The 15,629-nt window shown below is 75.2% G+C and carries 11 protein-coding genes; all 11 read right to left on the reverse strand.

The features are described 5' to 3' along the window. Positions 1-134 precede the first annotated feature (134 nt). Positions 135-1,205 carry a BTAD domain-containing putative transcriptional regulator gene (locus ACIRD3_RS39960; protein ID WP_402226956.1) on the reverse strand — a complete coding sequence of 357 codons (1,071 nt, stop codon included), beginning with the start codon at positions 1,203-1,205 and terminating at the stop codon, positions 135-137. 143 nt (positions 1,206-1,348) lie between these two features. After that, positions 1,349-2,809 carry a serine/threonine-protein kinase gene (locus ACIRD3_RS39965; RefSeq protein WP_402226959.1) on the reverse strand — a complete coding sequence of 487 codons (1,461 nt, stop codon included), beginning with the start codon at positions 2,807-2,809 and terminating at the stop codon, positions 1,349-1,351. Positions 2,810-2,824: 15 nt separating this feature from the next. Further along, positions 2,825-3,592 carry a serine/threonine protein kinase gene (locus ACIRD3_RS39970; RefSeq protein ID WP_402226961.1) on the reverse strand — a complete coding sequence of 256 codons (768 nt, stop codon included), beginning with the start codon at positions 3,590-3,592 and terminating at the stop codon, positions 2,825-2,827. Between the two features lie 282 nt (positions 3,593-3,874). After that, the gene (locus ACIRD3_RS39975) at positions 3,875-5,347 is read right to left on the reverse strand and encodes a hypothetical protein (protein ID WP_402226964.1); all 1,473 of its coding nucleotides are present in this window, start codon (positions 5,345-5,347) and stop codon (positions 3,875-3,877) included. A 26-nt stretch (positions 5,348-5,373) separates the two neighbouring features. Next, the gene (locus tag ACIRD3_RS39980) at positions 5,374-6,921 is read right to left on the reverse strand and encodes a peptidoglycan DD-metalloendopeptidase family protein (protein WP_402226966.1); all 1,548 of its coding nucleotides are present in this window, start codon (positions 6,919-6,921) and stop codon (positions 5,374-5,376) included. Positions 6,922-6,932: 11 nt separating this feature from the next. Next, positions 6,933-7,922: an alpha/beta hydrolase gene (locus ACIRD3_RS39985; protein WP_402226968.1), complete on the reverse strand. Its 990-nt coding sequence runs from the start codon at positions 7,920-7,922 to the stop codon at positions 6,933-6,935. 238 nt (positions 7,923-8,160) lie between these two features. After that, positions 8,161-9,267 carry an acyl-CoA dehydrogenase family protein gene (locus tag ACIRD3_RS39990; RefSeq protein ID WP_402226970.1) on the reverse strand — a complete coding sequence of 369 codons (1,107 nt, stop codon included), beginning with the start codon at positions 9,265-9,267 and terminating at the stop codon, positions 8,161-8,163. A 3-nt stretch (positions 9,268-9,270) separates the two neighbouring features. Next, a complete protein-coding gene (locus tag ACIRD3_RS39995; RefSeq protein ID WP_402226973.1) occupies positions 9,271-10,473 on the reverse strand; it encodes an acyl-CoA dehydrogenase family protein in 1,203 nt (400 codons plus the stop codon). Beyond that, positions 10,470-11,207, reverse strand: a complete 738-nt coding sequence (locus ACIRD3_RS40000; protein ID WP_402226975.1) for a thioesterase II family protein — start codon at positions 11,205-11,207, stop codon at positions 10,470-10,472. Before ACIRD3_RS40000 ends, ACIRD3_RS39995 begins: the two co-directional genes overlap by 4 nt. A gap of 1 nt (position 11,208) precedes the next feature. After that, the gene (gene gntD, locus ACIRD3_RS40005) at positions 11,209-12,255 is read right to left on the reverse strand and encodes a guanitoxin biosynthesis L-enduracididine beta-hydroxylase GntD (protein ID WP_402226977.1); all 1,047 of its coding nucleotides are present in this window, start codon (positions 12,253-12,255) and stop codon (positions 11,209-11,211) included. Positions 12,256-12,258: 3 nt separating this feature from the next. Next, positions 12,259-15,629 (reverse strand): amino acid adenylation domain-containing protein (locus tag ACIRD3_RS40010; protein WP_402226979.1); only part of this gene is annotated, 3,371 nt, incomplete at its 5' end.

Below are 15,629 nucleotides of genomic sequence, written 5' to 3' on the forward strand. Positions count from 1 at the left end.
ATAAGTCTTTCGGGGGGGTTGGGGCCCGGGCCCGGGGGGGGGGGGGGGCCGCGGCCCCCCCCCCCGGGCCCCGGGGCCCCCCCCCCCCGCCCCCGCGGCCCCCCCCCCGGGGGGCCCCGCCGCGCCCGTCCGCCTCAGCGGGCGGCTCCGGCGAGGCCGAGCCCGGCCTCGTCGCCGCTCAGGATCAGCCGGCAGGTGCGCCGCAGCAGCCGGCTCGGCGGCACCCCCAGGTCCTCGGCCAGCCGGCGCCGGGTGCGGTCGTACACGGCCAGTGCGTCGGCCTGCCGGCCGCCCCGGTACAGCGCGCGCATCAGCAGCGCGGCCACCGGCTCGTTCAGGGGGTGCTCCGCGGACAGCGCGAACAACTCGGCGGCCGCCTCGGCGTCCTGGCCCAGCAGCAGCTGCCACTCCAGCTTCCGCTGGGCGACGGCGATCCGGCGTTCGGTCAGGCGCAGCCGCTCCAGTTCGGCGAGCGGGCCGGGCAGGCCGGCCAGCAGCTCCCCGCGGAAGAGGCCGAGCGCCCGGGAGCAGAGCCGGACCGCCTCGGCCGGGTCGCCCGCCCGATGGGCCGCACCGGCGTCGGTGACCAGCCGCTCCATCCGGGCCAGGTCCACGTCGGCCGCGCCGGGAGCGAGCCGGTAGCCGCACCGGTCGTGCTCGATCACCGAGTCCGGGCTGTCCCCGATCCGCAGGCTCTTGCGCAGCCGGTAGATGTGGACCGGCACCACGTTGGTGACCGGCGGCTCCGCCCCCCACACCCCGTCCAGCAGCTCCTGCCGGCTGACGGTGCGTCCCGCCCGCAGCGCCAGCGCCGCCAGGACGGCCCGCTGGCGCAGGTGGCCCAGGTCCAGCGGCCGTCCGTCCTGCCAGGCGCGCAGCGGTCCCAGGACGGAGATCTGCACCTTCGGCCCGGCCGGCCGACAGCCGGCGCCGCGCGGCAGCGGGCGCACCGCCCGGGTGCGCGGGCCGCGCCCGGGTGCGACCAGACCGCAGTCGAAGGCGTGGACGATGGCGGCGGCCCGGTCGCGCAGCCCGAGCTGCCCGAGGATCCGCGCCAGCACCCCGGCCACGGCCTCCTCGGGGAGGGCGAGCGCGGCGGCGATCTCGTCGTCCCTCAGCCCGCAGCCGACCGCGTGGAGCACCTCGCGCTCCTGGCGCCCGAGCCCGGCGGCGCTCGGGCGGCTGGTGGTGGCGGTGACGGGCATCGCTGCTCCCTGGACTCCGGGCCGGCCGGCCGCTCCGGCGGACGCCGTCGCCACGCTAACCGGGGGCGCGCGGGGCGGTGAATCCGGAAACATCCGGAGGGCGGCGCCCCGGTGAGCACGTCCGGGCAAGGGCCGGGCCGGGCTCAGGGACAGCGGACGAGCTCCGGGCGGTCCCTGGTGCGGACGGCGGGGAGCCAGGCGGTGGTGCGGTCGGGGAGGTGGACGCGGTACCAGAGGGTGGAGGTGCGGTCCTCCTCGTCGATGATCGGCAGACCGGTCGGGAGTTGGCAGTCGGCGTCGAGGGTGTCGTCGTGCCAGACCCGGACGGGGACGACGTTCTCGGCCGTGTAGGGGCGCAGCGGGTCGACGGCGAGACCGAGGCTGCACCGGGGGTCGCGGTCGGTGCGGTCCTGGCAGCCGCGTTCGGCGTTGAACACCCGGACGCGGGCGGGGTGTGCGGCCGGGCCGGGGCTCGGCCAGAGCGCGGCCGCCGTGGCGGCGGCGACGGCGGTGGCACAGCCGGCGAGGGTGAGCAGGGCGGCGCGCGGCCGCGGCCGGCGGGGCCCTCGGCGGAGGGCCGGGCGGGGGGTGCGGAGCGTGCGGCCGGGCTGGTGGGAGCGGCCGGACTGGTGGGCGCGGATGCGGGCGAGCAGGCTCTCGGCGGTGTGCGGGGCGCGGGCGGCATGGGTGGGGGCGAGGCAGTCGGCGACGAGGGCGCGCCAGAACGGCGGGAGGGCGGGGGACAGCCGCAGCTCGGCGCGGCCCTCGGCGTACTGCTGGACGGCGGCGCTGCGGGCGGTGGGGGTGGCGCCGGGGAAGGGCGGGACACCGGCGGCGAACACCTCGTGGATCACGATGCCGAGCGCCCAGATGTCGGCGGTGGGACGGATCTTGACGCCCTGTTCGCCGAGCGGCTCCTTCCAGCGCTCCGGCGGCAGGTAGTCGGGGGTGCCCATGGGGGCGCAGTGGCCGTGGGTGCCGGTGAGTTCGATGGCGAGGCCGAAGTCGGAGAGGCGGACCTCGCCGTCCCGGCCGATCAGCACGTTCTCCGGCTTGAGGTCGGTGTGGACCCAGCCGGAGCGGTGCAGGTGGGCCAGGCCCTCGCAGATGCCGGCGACGATCCGGCCGGCCCGGGCCTCGTCGACGCCGGTGGCGAGCAGGTCGCGCAGGGTGCCCTGGGCGCGCTCCATGACCAGGACGATCGCGCCGTCGAGCGCGGGGTGGTCGGGGGCGGCGAGGGGCAGGGTGCCGAGCAGCCGGACCAGCCGGGGGTGCGGGGCGGTACGGGCCAACTCGGCCTCGCGGCGGGCGGCTTCGGCGATGTGGCGGGCCTGGCGGGGGGCGAGCCCGGCGGTCGGCAGCACCTTGAGGGCGACCGTGTCGTCCAAGCCGCCGTCGCCGCTCCTCCGGTCGCAACCGCCCGGATCACCCGGATCACCCGGACCGCCCGGACCGCCCGGGCCGGTGGCGGGCGCGGCCCGGCGGGCGGCGTAGACCGTCGCCCAGCCGCCCTCGCCGATCGGCCCGGTGACGGTCCACTCGCCGACCCGGTGGCCGGGCGGCAGCAGGGCCTCGTCGTCCTCGCAGAAAGCCAGGTCGTTCACCGTCGACGCCCCTTCCTACCGGCCGGTCCCGGCGGTTTCCGGGCGGGGCAGGAGCGCGAGGTGCTCCTCGCGGACGATGCCGAACTTCAGGGCGAGCCCCACCACGGCCTCGCGCTTCCCGCTGCGGCGGTCCGCGCGGGCCGCGCCGTCGGGCACGTCGATGCGGAGCTTCTCGTCGGCGAGGTAGTCGAGGTGCGAGCTGACCGCGCGGGCGGTGAGCCGGGCGCAGGCCGGGTGGCCGCGCAGCCGGGCGACCACCTGGGGGGTGGTGGGCACGGCGGCGGGGGAGTGGTCGCGCAGCCAGGGTTCGCAGAGCGCGACCAGGACCAGGAAGTAGGTGGCGGTCTCGTCCAGCGAGTACGCCGTCATGGTGCGGCTCTCCCAGGAGCCGGCGCCGCGGGCGTGCGGGTCCAGGAAGACGTGGTCGGGCGCGAACACCTGGAAGGACAACGGGGTTTCGCGCCGCGAGGGCAGCACCACCCGGGAGAACTCGAACGGGATCGGTGCGCCGATCCGCCGCGGCGGCACCCGCAGGTACTCCCCGGCGCCCTCCGGGTTCTCCACCAGGTAGGCGTGGGTGCTGCTGAGGTTGCTCAGCTGCCAGTGGTCGTCGATCGCGTGGATCTCGCCGGCCAGCCGGGAGACCGACGCGTCGCCGAGCCGGAGTTCCACCGGCGCGGCGGCCGAGCCGCGGCCGAACCGCGCCCGCTCTCCCGGACCGAGCCGCAAGGTGACCGCGTCGTCGCCGTTCCCCTCCGGCAGGTGGACGAGAATCCCGCTCACCGCTCCTCCGTCCCGCGCACCGCTCCCCCGCTCCCCGTTCCGTGTGCCGACCGTTGCCGGTCGGAGCCACATTACCGCTTTGCGCATGACAATAAACCGTATGGTGGCACAGGCCACGTGACGGCTGGTCGATCATGCGGGTACGCGCAGTGAGCGGTCGGGTGCGGTCGGGTCGAGTCGGGTTCGATCGGGTGCGGTCGGGTCGGGGCCGGAACGGCCCGTGAGCGGGAGCACGAGGGCTTCCGCTCACGGGCCCGGTCCGCAGCAGGCCCGCGGAGGGCCTCAGTTGACGGCGGGTCCGGCGGTGGTGTTGAGCCAGGCCCAGTCGGACCAGGTGGCGAATCCGGTCTGCCACTTGTGGTAGACGCCGGCGGTGCTGGTGCCGAAGACCTCGATGCGGCCGTCGGCGTTGGCGGTGGCGACGATCTCGGTGCCGCCGCCGCCGAAGGTGTCCCACGGGCCGTACGGGGCGTTCAGGTTGCCCTGCCAGGTGTGCTGGGCGGTGCTGCCGTTGATGGCGAACACCTCGACGCGGCCGTCGGCGGTCGGCTGGCTGGTGAGTCGGGAGTCGGCGGGGCCGCCGGCGGGTTCCCAGTCGGACCAGGTGGTGGGGTTGGTCTGGTACTTGTGGAAGACGCCCTTGGGGCCGGAGGCGAAGACTTCGAGGCGGCCGTCCTGGTTGTGGTCGACGGTGAGGTCGTGGCCGCCGCCGCCGAAGGTCTCCCAGGTGGACCAGGCGCCGTTGACGGCGGTCTGCCACTGGTGTTGGAAGGTGGTGGTGTTGAGGGCGAAGACCTCGAGGCGGCCGTCGGGGGCTTTGCCGAGGGCGATGGTGCTGTCGGCGGGGCCGCCGCCGGCGGATTCCCAGTCGGCCCAGCCGCTGTTGGGGGCGGTCTGGTAGCGGTGGAAGAGGCCCTTGGGGCCGGAGGCGAAGACTTCGAGGCGGCCGTCCTGGTTGGCGCCGACGGCGAGGTCGTGGCCGCCGCCGCCGAAGGTCTCCCAGGCGGACCAGGCGCCGGAGGGCTGGAGCTGGTAACGGTGCTGCAGCGTGCTGCCGTTGAGGGCGAACATCTCCAGGCGGCCGTCCGCGTTCGCGCCGATCGCCAGCTGGGCGCCGCCCGGGCCGCCCAGGGACTCCCAGTCCGACCACGCACCGCTGACGGCGGTCTGCCAGGCGTGCGAGACGCCGTTCGCCCCGGCCGCGAACACCTCCAGCCGGCCGTCCGCCGACCGCGCCGACACCACCTTCCCCGCCTGCGCCGGATACACCAGCGGGGCCGGTCCGGGATCGTGGTGGCCGAGGCGGTCCGCGGCGGCCCGCGCCGCGTCCAGGTACCGCACGTGCGCGCGCTCGTTGTAGGTCGACCACGGCTGCCAGTTGGTGCCGCCGTTGGAGATGCGGAAGGTCTCGTTGGCGTTGCACTGGGCGTCGTAGGCGCAGGCGTCGGAGACCTCGGGGTGCCAGTAGTCGTTGATCTCCCACAGGCCTCGGTCGCGGGACGGCGGGGTGTTGTTCTGGACGTTGGACGCCAGCGGGTTGCAGCTGGACTCGGCCATGCCGACGGCGATCGCGATCACCAGGGCGTCGCCCCGGAAGCCCGCGTTGTAGCCGACCTCGGCACACAGGTCGATGCCGGTGGCGGCCGGCGCGGGCGTGGCGCCGGCCACCAGGCCCGCCGCCGCCACGCCCAGCGAGACGAGCGCGGCCAGCGGGGCGCGGTGCGGTGCCCGGCGGGTGCGTCGCGCGGTGGTCACGGGAAGGCTCCTCAACTGACGTCTCCTCAACTGACGGCGGGTCCGGCGGTGGTGTTGAGCCAGGCCCAGTCGGACCAGGTGGCGAATCCGGTCTGCCACTTGTGGTAGACGCCGGCGGTGCTGGTGCCGAAGACCTCGATGCGGCCGTCGGCGTTGGCGGTGGCGACGATCTCGGTGCCGCCGCCGCCGAAGGTGTCCCACGGGCCGTACGGGGCGTTCAGGTTGCCCTGCCAGGTGTGCTGGGCGGTGCTGCCGTTGATGGCGAACACCTCGACGCGGCCGTCGGCGGTCGGCTGGCTGGTGAGTCGGGAGTCGGCGGGGCCGCCGGCGGGTTCCCAGTCGGACCAGGTGGTGGGGTTGGTCTGGTACTTGTGGAAGACGCCCTTGGGGCCGGAGGCGAAGACTTCGAGGCGGCCGTCCTGGTTGTGGTCGACGGTGAGGTCGTGGCCGCCGCCGCCGAAGGTCTCCCAGGTGGACCAGGCGCCGTTGACGGCGGTCTGCCACTGGTGTTGGAAGGTGGTGGTGTTGAGGGCGAAGACCTCGAGGCGGCCGTCGGGGGCTTTGCCGAGGGCGATGGTGCTGTCGGCGGGGCCGCCGCCGGCGGATTCCCAGTCGGCCCAGCCGCTGTTGGGGGCGGTCTGGTAGCGGTGGAAGAGGCCCTTGGGGCCGGAGGCGAAGACTTCGAGGCGGCCGTCCTGGTTGGCGCCGACGGCGAGGTCGTGGCCGCCGCCGCCGAAGGTCTCCCAGGCGGACCAGGCGCCGGAGGGCTGGAGCTGGTAACGGTGCTGCAGCGTGCTGCCGTTGAGGGCGAACATCTCCAGGCGGCCGTCCGCGTTCGCGCCGATCGCCAGCTGGGCGCCGCCCGGGCCGCCCAGGGACTCCCAGTCCGACCACGCACCGCTGACGGCGGTCTGCCAGGCGTGCGAGACGCCGTTCGCCCCGGCCGCGAACACCTCCAGCCGGCCGTCCGCCGACCGCGCCGACACCACCTTCCCCGCCTGCGCCGGATACACCGGCGGGGCGGGGCGCGGGCCGGTTCCCGGGGTGCAGGGCATGGTGACGCCGCGGTCCGCGAGGTAGGGGATCGGGTCGGTGCGCACGGAGGCGTCGGCGTCGGCCCAGACCCGCAGGTGCAGGTGCGGGCCGCTGGACTCGCCCTCGGCGCCCATCTTCGCGATCAGCTGGCCGGCCGTCACCTGGTCGCCGCGGGCCACGTCCCGCTCCTGCATGTGCCCGTACTCGGTGATGGTCCTGTCCGGGTGCAGGATCCGGATCCACTGGCCGTAGCCCTGCGCCGAACCGGACTCCAGCACCCGGCCGTCGCCGACCGCGTAGATCGGGGTGCCGTAGTCGTTGGCGATGTCGATGCCGTTGTGTTCCGGGGTGTAGCCCTGGGAGATGTACCCGGAGGTCGGGCAGGACGCCGCGAACCCGGCGACCGCGGCCGCGACGGCAGAGGCCGCGGGGGCGCTCGGGGCGGCCGCGGCGGAGGCGGCCGGCACGGTGGCCGGCAGCAGCAGGGCGACCGCGGCCAGGGCCAGCCGCGGGGCGCACCGGTGGCGGGACGGGACCATCGTCGCGCCCCTCACGCCTTGCGCAGCCGGTCGATGACGCCGTCGATGTCGGCCCGCATCAGGTCGGGCCGGATGATGTGGCCGCCGCCCTCCTCGTGCGACTCGTGCGGGATGCCGGCCCGGTCGAGCAGGGAGCGGAACTCGCGCTGCCCGGCCAGCACCTGGGGCTCGTTGACCTGGCTGAACCAGTCGACCGGGTCGGGGCTGGTGCCGGCCACCAGGAAGACCCGCTTGTTGCGGTAGCTCTCGATCCGCTCCACCGGGTTGTCGGCGCTCACCCGCGCCTGGTCCCAGAACGGCGCGCCGTAGATCGTGCCGCCCGCCAGGTCCAGCGCGGCGGAGGAGGCGTTGGCCCAGTGCGCCACCAGGCCGCCGTCCCGGCGCAGGCTGGCCGGGCCGGAGTGGGCGCTGACCGAGGCGAAGTGCCCGTAGTACTTGGCGGCGTACTTCAGCGCGCCGAACCCGCCCATCGAGAAGCCGGAGACCGCGCGGCCGTCGTACTCGGCGAAGGTGCGGAAGTTGGCCTCCACCCACGGCAGCAGCTGGTTGATGTGGAACTCCTCCCAGTTGCGCGGGCCCACGTTGGAGCTGACCGGGTTGGAGTACCAGCCGGCGTGGCCGCCGTCCGGCATCACCACGATGATCGGCTTCCCGGCGGTCCAGTCGCGGACCCCGGCCCGGTCGAAGGTGATGAAGTCCTGGTCGGTGCCGCCGCCGTGGAACAGGTACAGCACCGGGTAGGTGCGCCCGCTCCAGTGGTAGTCGTCCGGCAGCAGCACGTTCACGGCGGGGTTCCAGCCGATCGCGGCGGTCTGGAAGCGGTAGTACCACATCCGCGGATCGCTCTCGTTGCGGTCCACGATGGTCAGCCCGAACCCGTTGTCGGCGGCCGCCGCGGACCCGGCCGAGGCCAACGAGCCCGCGGCGCCCAGCGCCAGCGCGGCACCGAGCCCGCCGGCCGACTTGAGGATGCTCCTGCGGGTGGGGTGGTGCGCGGTCATCGTGACCTCCAGGGACGCGGGAACGGCGGCCGGTCCGAACCGCCGGCCATCGAGCGGTTGGGACGGTAGCCACCCCCGGCGTGGCGCAGAACCCGGAACCATACGGACTGACAGCCGCGGGCCGGGCCCCGACACTGGTGCCTTTCGGCGGGGCCGCTGCCCGGCCCCGCCGGTCACCCCGGCCCGACCTCGGCCACCCGGGCCCCGCCGGCCGCACCGGTCACGCCGGCCGCACCGGTCACGCCGGGACGAGCTTGCGCAGCTCGGGCACGACGCCGAGCCAGACGCTCTCGGTGCCCGCGGCGCGGAAGTACCGCTGGGCGGAGGACTGGAGGGTCATTCCGAAGGCGCCGTGGACGTGCAGCGCCTCGGCGGTCACGGTGCGGCCGAGCTCGGCGGCGAAGGCCAGGGCGCGGGCGGCGGGCGCGGCCACCGGCTCACCGCCCTCGGCGCGCACCGCCGTGTCGCGGACGAGCAACCGGGCGGCCTCGATCCGCGCGGTGGCGGCCGCCAGGCGGAAGGAGATGGACTGGAAGCGGCCGAGCGGCTTGCCGAACTGGCGCCGGTTGCGGGCGTAGCCGACGGCGGCGTCCAGGGCCCCGGCCGCCAGGCCGACCAGGTGGGCGGCCTGCCGCAGCCGGGCCCGGCCGAGCACCTCGCTCCACACCCCGTCCGGGTCGCCGGCGAACTCCAGCAGGTCGGAACGGGGGACGGACGCCCCGCACGCGTCGACGTCGAAGAGCCGGCGCCCGCCGAGCACGGAGCGCGGCTCCAGCAGGACGGCCGGGTCGTCCGCGGCGAGCGGCAGCACACCGTCCACGCCCGCGCCGACCAGCAGCAGGGTGTCGGCCTGGTCGGCCGACTCGACGGTCGGGAAACGGGCGTCGAACCGGATCAGGTCCGCCTCCTGCGCCAGCTCGGCCCACCGGGGGAGGGTGTCCGGCGTGCGGTCGGCGCTGCCGTCGCGGAACGCCACCGCGATCCGCCGCCGGCCCTCCACCACCTCGCGTTGCAGCCGGCTGCGCCCGGCCGAGGGCCGGCAGCGGTCGAGCAGGTCGAGCCCGAGCAGGGTGTCCAGGTAGGCGCCGGCCGGGAAGGCCGCGGCGCCCATCAGCTCGGCGATCAGCACGGCGGCGGGCTGGCCCAGGCCGAGGCCGCCGGCGGCGCGCGGGGTGGGCAGGACCAACGCGCCGCGCTCGGCCAGCGCGGACCAGGTGGCCGCCGGCGGCGCCGCGGTCGGCACTTCGGCCAGCGCGGCCGGGTGGTCCTCCAGCGGCGGGGTGTGCTCGGGGAAGAACCCGGCGAAGCGGGCGCGCAGCAGCTGCTCCAGCTGTCCGATCTCCATGTGTCAGCCCTCCAGGCCCAGGCCCAGGGTCGCCACGACCTTGAGCATGATCTCCGATGTGCCCGCCGAGAGCCGCAGGTTGGGGCTCTCGCGGTAGATGCCTTCGACCGTCTCCCGCCAGCCGGGCTCGCCGTCCCAGCGGGTCGCCGTGCCGGCCAGCCCGGCGACGTCCAGAGCCAGCTCCACCACGGAACGGGCGAGTTCGGTGTTGAACCACTTCGACCGGGCCGAGACGACCGGGTCGACCGCCCCGGCGTCCACCGCGTCGACTGCCTGGTAGGCGAGCAGCCGCCCGGCCAGGATCTCGGTGTCGAGTGCCACCAGCCGCTGGCGCAGCGCCTCGTCCCGGAGGAGCCCGAGCCGCTCGGCGGTGTCCCGGACGGCGTCGAACCAGCGCCGCACCTTGGCCTGGTAGTCGATGCCGGTGCGCTCCAGCGCGAGGCAGGTGTTGAGCACCGCGAAGCCGGCGTGCAGCGGGCCGACCCGGTCGCCGTCGTCGACCAGGACGTCCAGGGTGACGTCGTCGAACCGCTCCTCGGTGGCGTTCCAGATCGGGGAGATCCGCACTCCGGGCGCGGTGAGGTCCACCATGAACAGGGTGATGCCGCTGCCGGTCCCGTCGGCGGTGCGGGCCGCGCACAGGGCGTGCGAGGCGAACTGGGACTTCTGGCTGTAGATCTTGCGCCCGGTGATCCGCCAACGGTCGCCCTCCCGCTCGGCGGTGGTGCGCAGCGAGCCGAGGTCGGAGCCGACGCCGGGCTCCGAGTACAGGACGGTGGCCAGGTACTCGCCGCGGGCGAGCGGCGGCAGGTGGCGGGCCTTCTGCTCGTCGGTGCCGGCCATCAGCAGGAAGAGGCCGACGATGTCGACGCTGAGCACGTGGGCGACGTCGGGGACGCCGGCCAGGCCGAGCTCCTCGGCGACGGTCGCCGCGTCGACCGCCCGCAGACCGAGTCCGCCGTACTCGACCGGCCAGTTGACGGCCAGCCAGCCGCGCTCGCCGAGCCGCCGGTAGACGTCCAGGTTGCCCGGCTCCCGGCCGGGGGGCAGCTCGCCGAACCGGCGGATCTCCTCGCGGACCTCGGGCGAGGCCAGGAACCCCCGGACCTGGGCCCGGAAGTCGCCCTCCCGGACCGGGGCGGGCCGCCGGGCGGCGCCCTGGTCGGTGGGCCGGTCGGTCGACTGTGCGGTCAGCTGTGCGGTCATCGGACGGCGGTCCTCTCGTGCAGGTCCTCGGTGAGCCGGGTGAGCACCTCGTCCGCCGCGGTGCGGACGAAGAAGTGGCCTCCGGGGAAGCCGTGGGCGCGCGGCGGTTCGGTCGCGGCCGGGGCCCAGTCGGCCACCAGCCGGTCCGGGTCGGGCACTTCGTCCCACCCGTGGTACAGCCGCAGCGGGGCGCGCAGCGGCGGGCGCGCCGGGTCGTCGCGGTACGAGGCGACGACGGCGAGGTCGGCGCGCAGCACCGGCAGCAGGAGCGCCATCAGTTCGGTGTTGGCGAGGACCTCGGGCGGGGCGACCTCGTCCCGGCGCAGTTCGTCGAGCAGGACCTCGTCGGTCACCTCCGCCACCGGGTGGGGGCCGGAGAGCACCCGGGGCGCGGCGGTGCCCGAGGCGACGACCAGGTCCGGGGCATGGCCGGCCGCCTCCAGCCGGCGGCCGAGCTCGTAGGCGAGCAGTCCGCCCATGCTGTGGCCGAACAGGGCGAACGGCGTGCCCAGGTAGGGGGTGAGCTCGGCGTGGAGGTGGTCGAGCAGCGGCTCGAAGCCGGTGGCCGGCGGTTCGGCGAAGCGGCTGTCCCGGCCGGGCAGCCGGGCGGCGATCACGTCCACGCCGGGAACGGCGTCGACCCAGTGCCGGTAGTCGTTCGCGCTGCCGCCCGCGTGGGGCAGGCAGACGAGCCTGCGGTCGTTGAGCAGCGGGCGCCGGAAGGTGGTGTACACCTCACACCGTCCAGGAGGTGGAGGAGTCGGCGGCCGTCCGCTGCCGGCGCAGGTCCCGGGTGACGCTGACCCGCTTGAGCCAGCGGTCGCGTCCGTCGTAGCGGGCGCGGAAGGGCCGGCGGCCGTGCACCCCGCGGTAGTTGTCCAGCACCAGCACGTCGCCGGGGGCCAGGGCGACGTCCCGCAGGCTGCGCTCCACCAGCTCGTACGCCTCGGCCAGGGCGCGGGCGGCGAGCTCGTCGCCGGGCACCGGTGCCATGTAGGCCGGGTCGATCCGCAGGTACGGCCGGTCCGGCGGGCCGAACACCAGGGACACCGCCGTGGGGTCGGTCAGCCGTCGCTCGACGTCCTCGAAGCGGTCGGCGAGGCCGGGGGTGTCCCGGTGCCCGGGGTTGCGGGCGCTCAGGTGCGAGTCGTCCGGCAGGATGTGGAAGCGGGGCTCGGCGAGCACCCGCCGGGTTTCCTCGGAGAGCTCGTGCAGGTCCGGCACGGCCACGGTGGTGCCGACCTCCTCGTCGTTGCGCAGGCACAGCAGGGCCAGGTAGTCGCAGCGCAGTTCGTGGAAGGCGTCCTCGGTGTGCCAGAGCAGCTCGGTGGCGCTGCTCGACCCCAGCTGCACGTGCTCGTCGCCGCGGGTGGGCAGGATGTCGTGCACCAGCCGGCCGGCCTGCTGGGTGGACCAGGCGTACGGCTCGCCGAGCGCCGCGGTCAGCACCAGGAGCAGCAGTTCCTCGCGGATCCGCCGGTCCGCCGAGCGCCAGCTCGCCGGGGTCGGGCCGATGGCCGCGTCGTCGACCCGGCACCCGCTGACGAGCAGGCCGCCGGGGCGCTCCCACAGCCGCATCTCGTCGAGGGTGGAGCGCAGTCGGGCGGGCAGGCGCCGGGCCGCGTCACGGGCGAGGGTGACGAGGTGCTCCTCGGCGCCGCCCCCGGCGAGCGCCAGGGTCTCGTCGACCACGGCGTCCAGCCGGTCGGCCTCGGCGGCCTCCAGCCGCAGGCGGGTGAACGCCGCGGTGGTGCGGGGGGTCTCAAGGGAAGCCACGGACATCGGTCAGTCGTCCTTTCCGGGCCGCGCGGGCCGGCAGGCCGTCGCGAGCTCCTCGATGGTCTGGTGCTGGAACACGTCCCGGAGTCCGATCCGGATCCCGGCCTGGGCGGCGCGGGCGATGACGCGGGTGGCGACGAGGGAGTTGCCGCCGAGGTCGAAGAAGTTGTCCCGGACGCCGACCCCGGTGAGGTGCAGCACCTCGCCCCAGACGGTCGCGAGCAGTTCCTGTACCGGGGTGCTCGGTGCCACCGAGCCGACCGCGACGCCCGGGACCGGCAGCTCGTCCTTCTTGAGCTTGCCGTTGACGGTCAGCGGCAGGGCCGGGAGGCAGACCACCGCCTGCGGGACGAGGTACTCGGGCAGTCGGGCCGCCAGGTACTCCCTCAGCTCCTGCCCGAGGACGGCCGAACTCTCCGTCGAGACGGGGTCGTTGGCCGTCCGGCCGGCGGCCGGACGGGCCTCCGGGGCGGGGAAGCGGCGGTCCTCCGGGGCGCCGCCGAGCACCGCGTCGAAGGCGCCCTCCGGGTGGTCGGCCCGCCAGCTGAGGGCGACCTCCAGCCCGTGCCGGGCGGCGAGCTCGGCGAGGTCGACCGGGCGGACCGCCTCGACCGTCGCACCCGGCGCCACGTCCTCGCCGAGCAGCAGCGCCGCCTCGCGGGCGGACCCGGCGACCAGCGCGTTGGGCACCCGGGTGAGCCGCAGCAGGCCGTCGCGGGCCAGCAGCGCCTCGGCCTCGGCCAGGGTGAGCCGCTCGGCCACCCAGTCGCGCCAGCCCTCGGCGGGTCGCGCCGGCCCGGACGGGTCGGTCGCGCCGGCCGGATCGGCCGGTCGTGCCGCATCGGCGGGGTCGGTCGAGAGCACGACGTCGTACCGGTAGCGGGACAGCTCGTTGTCGAAGCGTCCGGCCTTGGGCGCGACGGTGATCCCGGGGAGCCGCTCCTGGGCCGCGAACTCCTCGAACCAGGCCGGGGAGAGCACGAGTTCGCCCTCCTGCTCGCGCCGGCGCAGGAAGTCCTGGTGGAGCCGGCGCGGTGAGCCGTCACCCAGCCTGGCCAGTGCGACGCCGTGGTGGAAGGAGTCGAGCAGCCCGAGGTGCCGCACGTCGCCGACGAAGATCCGCCCGCCGGGGGCGAGCAGGGCGCGGGCGCCGGCCAGCACCTCACGCAGGTAGGCCTCGTGCGGGAAGTACTGGACCACCGAGTTGACCACGACGCAGTCGAACGAGCCGGGTTCGAAGCCCGTGAGGTCGTTCGCCTCCCGGTGGACCAGCTCGACCCCGTCGATCGGCCGGTCGGCGAGGCGGGCCGCCAGGCCGGCGAGCGTCGAGGCGGAGAAGTCCGTGCCGACGTACCGTTCGCACTGCGGCGCGAGGCGCCACAGCAGCAGGCCGGTGCCGGCACCGATCTCCAGGACCCGCCGCGGCCGCAGCGCGCGGATCCGGGCCACCGTCTCGTCCACCCAGTCGCGCATCTCCTCGGCCGGGATCGGGCCGCCGGTGTAGCTGCTGGTCCACCCCGCGATGTCGAAGGTGGCGTCGGCGGTGCCGGCTTCGGCGTGGGTGGTCTGGAAGACGTCGCGCCACTGCTCCACCTTGTCGCGGGTGGTGGCCGGCGCCTCGTCCGCGCCCCGCGCGGCCGGGACGGCGTAGGCCAGCAGGCGGGCCGGCTGTCCGTCGTCGGACCGTGCGATCACGGCCGCCTCGCGGACGCCCGGGTGTTCGGCGAGCACGGCCGCGACCTCCCCGGGTTCGACGCGATGGCCGCGGATCTTCACCTGGTCGTCGATGCGGCCGTGGAAGTCGAGCGTGCCGTCGGGGTTCCAGCGGCCGAGGTCGCCGGTGCGGTAGACGCGTTCGGCGGGGAGGAACGGGTCCTCGGTGAAGCGCTGGGCGGTGAGTTCGGGGCGGTTCCAGTAGCCGCGGGCGACGCCGGCGCCGCCGATCCAGAGTTCGCCGGGCACGCCGAGCGGGGCCGGGGTGCCGTGGCGGTCCATGACGTAGACCCGGGTGTTGGGCAGCGGGCGTCCGATGCTCGGCCGGTCCCGGGTGGTGTCCAGCAGGTGGAGGGTGGTGTCCACGGTGCACTCGGTGGGCCCGTAGAGGTTGAAGAAGCGGGTGCCGGTGGTGCCGCGCATGGCCGTCCACAGGGCGGGGCTGATCGCCTCGCCGCCGACCATGACGAACTCGGGGCGGTGCCCGTCGTGCTCGCCGAACAGACCCAGCGAGAGCAGCAGTTCGAGCTGCGCCGGGGTGACGCTCAGGACGTCGACCGCCTGCTCCCGGACGAGTGCGGCCAGGGCGTGGGTGTCCCGCCGGACCTCGTCCGGCACCAGGTGCAGCTCGTGGCCGTTCAGCAGCCAGCACAGCTGGTCCACGGAGGCGTCGAAGCCGAACGGCGCGGTGTGCGCGGCGCGCACCGGGCGACTCGGGTCGCCGGCCGGGCGGGGGCGCTCGGCGGCGATCAGGTTGGCCAGCGAGCCGTGTTCGATCTGGACGCCCTTGGGCTTGCCGGTGGAGCCGGAGGTGTAGATGACGTAGGCGAGTTGGGAGGGGTGGACGGGCAGGTTCGGGTTGTGGTCGCTTTCGTCGGCGTGGGTGTCGTCGAGGAGGAGGGTGTGCGGGTGGGGTGCCAGGCGTTCGGCTTGGGCGGGGTCGACGAGGAGGACGTCCGGGGCGGCGTCGGCGACCAGGTCGTCCAGGCGGGCCACGGGGTGGGCGGGGTCGAGCGGGACGTAGGCGGCGCCGGCCTTCCAGACGGCGAGGATGGCGGCGACGACGTTCGGGTGCCGTTCGGCGCAGAGTGCGACGCGGGAGTCGGGGCCGATGCCGGTGGCGATCAGGCGGTGGGCGAGGCGGTTGGCGCGGGTGTTGAGTTCGGCGAAGGTCCAGCGTTGTTCGCCGAAGACCAGGGCGGTCGAGTCCGGGACCCGGGCGGCGTGTTGCTCGAAGAGCTGGTGTGCGGCTTCGGGGCGGACCGGGAGTGCGGCGGGTTGGAAGCCTTCCAGTACCTGGTGGCGTTCGGTGGCGTCGAGCAGCGGCAGGGCGCTGACCGGTGTGGACGGGTCGGTGGCGACGGTGTCGAGGACGCGCAGGAAGCGGGCGATCAGCCGTTCCATGGTCGAGGCGTCGAACAGGTCGGTGCTGTAGTTGATCCAGCCCCAGAGCGCCTCCGGCTCGTCGACCACGTCCATCGACAGGTCGAAGCGGTTGGTCTGCTCGACCTGCTCGAACCGTTCCACCTCGCAGCCGGCCAGCTCGATCGCCGGGTCGGCCGCGTTCACCAGTTGGAAGGTGACCTGGGCGAGGGGGTTGCGGCTGAGGTCGCGTTCGGGTTGGAGGAGTTCGACCAGGTGCTCGAAGGGGAGGTCCTGGTGGG

The organism is Kitasatospora sp. NPDC093550 (assembly GCF_044764985.1).
GTDB lineage: Bacteria > Actinomycetota > Actinomycetes > Streptomycetales > Streptomycetaceae > Kitasatospora.

Excerpts from the sequence above, each read along its gene's own strand:
- ACIRD3_RS39960 (WP_402226956.1), bottom strand. The coding sequence starts at position 1,205 with ATGCCCGTCACCGCCACCACCAGCCGCCCGAGCGCCGCCGGGCTCGGG.
- ACIRD3_RS39980 (WP_402226966.1), bottom strand. The coding sequence starts at position 6,921 with ATGGTCCCGTCCCGCCACCGGTGCGCCCCGCGGCTGGCCCTGGCCGCG.
- ACIRD3_RS39985 (WP_402226968.1), bottom strand. The coding sequence starts at position 7,922 with ATGACCGCGCACCACCCCACCCGCAGGAGCATCCTCAAGTCGGCCGGC.
- ACIRD3_RS39990 (WP_402226970.1), bottom strand. The coding sequence starts at position 9,267 with ATGGAGATCGGACAGCTGGAGCAGCTGCTGCGCGCCCGCTTCGCCGGG.
- ACIRD3_RS39995 (WP_402226973.1), bottom strand. The coding sequence starts at position 10,473 with ATGACCGCACAGCTGACCGCACAGTCGACCGACCGGCCCACCGACCAG.
- gntD (WP_402226977.1), bottom strand. The coding sequence starts at position 12,255 with ATGTCCGTGGCTTCCCTTGAGACCCCCCGCACCACCGCGGCGTTCACC.